This window comes from Desulfotomaculum copahuensis, assembly GCF_001655685.1.
GTDB classification, from domain to species: Bacteria; Bacillota; Desulfotomaculia; order Desulfotomaculales; family Desulfovirgulaceae; genus Desulfotomaculum_G; species Desulfotomaculum_G copahuensis.
Genome location: NZ_LYVF01000105.1, coordinates 1 through 1,989 on the forward strand (window position 1 = coordinate 1; position 1,989 = coordinate 1,989).

The window sequence follows — 1,989 nt, forward strand, 5'->3', positions numbered from 1 at the left end:
AGTAGCTGCTTCTTACCTCCCTCTCCCCCCAAAATCTTTACTAGAGCACCCCTTTGGTGGACGGAACCTGTCCCGGCCGGCGCGCGTCCACAGCCGCCGCCTGGCGCAGCGCCCGGCCGAGCGCCTTGAAAACGGCCTCAATGATGTGATGAGTATTGTGCCCGGCCAGCAGGCGCACATGCAGCGTGAATTCGCCGTGCGCGGTCAGCGCCTGCAAAAATTCCTCCACCAGTTCGGTGTCAAAATCCCCCACCCGTGGCGACGGCAGGGGCACATCGAAGCTCAGGCGGCCCCGTCCGCTCAGATCCACCGCCGCCAGGACCAGCGCCTCGTCCATCGGCAAAAGGGCTTGACCGTAACGGTTGATGCCCGCCTTGCCGCCGAGCGCCTGTTTGATTGCTTCACCCAGGCAGATGCCGGTGTCCTCCACCGTGTGGTGGGCATCCACATGCAGATCGCCGGCGGCGGACAGCTTGAGGTCGAACAGGCCGTGCCGCGCCCACAGGCTGAGCATGTGATCCAGAAAACCCACCCCCGTATCCACCTGATAAACACCGTCCCCGTCCAGGTTCAGACGCAGGCGGATTTCCGTCTCGCCGGTCTGCCGTTCGATTTCCGCCGTCCGTCCGGCTTGCATAATGTGTTCCTCCCCACCGTCAGATATCAGATATCAGATATCATCCGCACACGATCAACGCCGCCCGGCTTGTCCCGGGTAAAGCAGGCACCGGTTTTCGCCGGCCGGCCCGGGAAATCCCGCTTTTCCGGGCCGGCCGCCTGGTTCCCAAAAGCGGTCCGCCTCAGCCGCCCAGTATCAGTTTCAGCTTTTCCAGGAAGAGGCGGTTTTCATCCTCCCGGCCCACCGTCACCCGCAGGCAGTTCTGCAGTCCCGGACCGTGCATATTGCGGATAAGCACCCCCCCGGCCAGCAGGCCGTGATAAACGTCCCCCGCGGGCAGCGGTGTGCGGAACAGAATAAAGTTGGCCTCACTGGGAAAAGCGGTCACCCCGGGTACTGCATTCAGGCCGTCATAAAGTGCCTGCCGGTTTTCCCGGATACGCCGGATCAGTGCCTCGAATTCCGCCCGGTGAGCAAGGGCGGCCCGTGCCGCCAGCTGGGAAAAACGGTTCAAATTAAAAGGCTGCTTGATCCGCAGCAGTTGCCGCACCACGGCCGGGCTGCCCAACAGGTAGCCCACCCGCAGGCCGGCCAGGCCGAAAGCCTTGGACATGGTGCGCAGCATGACCAGGTTGGGGTACCCCTCCAGCAAAGGCAGACAGCTTTCCCCGCCAAATTCCAGGTAGGCCTCGTCAACCACCACCAGCGCCCGGGTGTTTGCCAGAATGGCCGCCGCTTCGGCGGGTGGAGTGACGTTTCCGGTCGGGTTGTTCGGCGAACAGAGAAATACCAGCCGGGTGGCCGGATGCCCGGCCGCTGCAATGACCACTTCCGGATCCAGGGAAAAGTCCGTCCGCCGGGGTGCGGACACCGGCATGGCGCCGGCAATGACGGCATGAATGCGGTACATGGAGAAGGTGGGGGTGGCGATGACCACCCGGCCGCCCCCGCCGAAAGCAAGCATCAGGTTCTGAATCAGTTCGTCGGCTCCGTTGCCGGCCATGATGCATTCCGCCGGCAGCCCGGTATAAGCCGCCAGTTCCTGCCGCAGCTCTATGGCCAGGGGATCGGGGTAACGGTTGAACGGATCGTCACGCAGCAGGGAGGCGATTTCCTCCCGCACCGTGGCCGGCAGGTCGTACGGATTTTCGTTGGCATCCAGCTTGACCGCGCCGGGATGGACCGGTGCTTCGTAGGGAACCAGTTCACGCAGATCCGGACGCAGCAGTTCCGCCGGATCAAAGGAATCAATCATCACGTTCACCCCGGTGAAATGGTTTGGATGAATTGAACATGCCGGGTAAATCCCCGTTGCCGTTTCCCGGCTTGCGGCGGCCGCCGCCGTTCCGGCGCTCCGGCGGGCCGGCGGG

Annotated in this window: 2 protein-coding genes; both read right to left on the bottom strand. The window is 63.7% G+C overall.

Translation table 11 applies throughout. From position 1 onward, the window contains the following. Window positions 1–40: 40 nt before the first annotated feature. Complete coding sequence (hisB, locus tag A6M21_RS07160) at window positions 41–637, bottom strand: imidazoleglycerol-phosphate dehydratase HisB (protein WP_066667427.1); 597 nt, start codon at window positions 635–637, stop codon at window positions 41–43. 163 nt (window positions 638–800) lie between these two features. Further along, entirely contained in the window at window positions 801–1,874 is a 1,074-nt protein-coding gene (hisC, locus tag A6M21_RS07165; RefSeq protein WP_066667428.1) for a histidinol-phosphate transaminase, read from the bottom strand. Window positions 1,875–1,989: the final 115 nt, after the last annotated feature.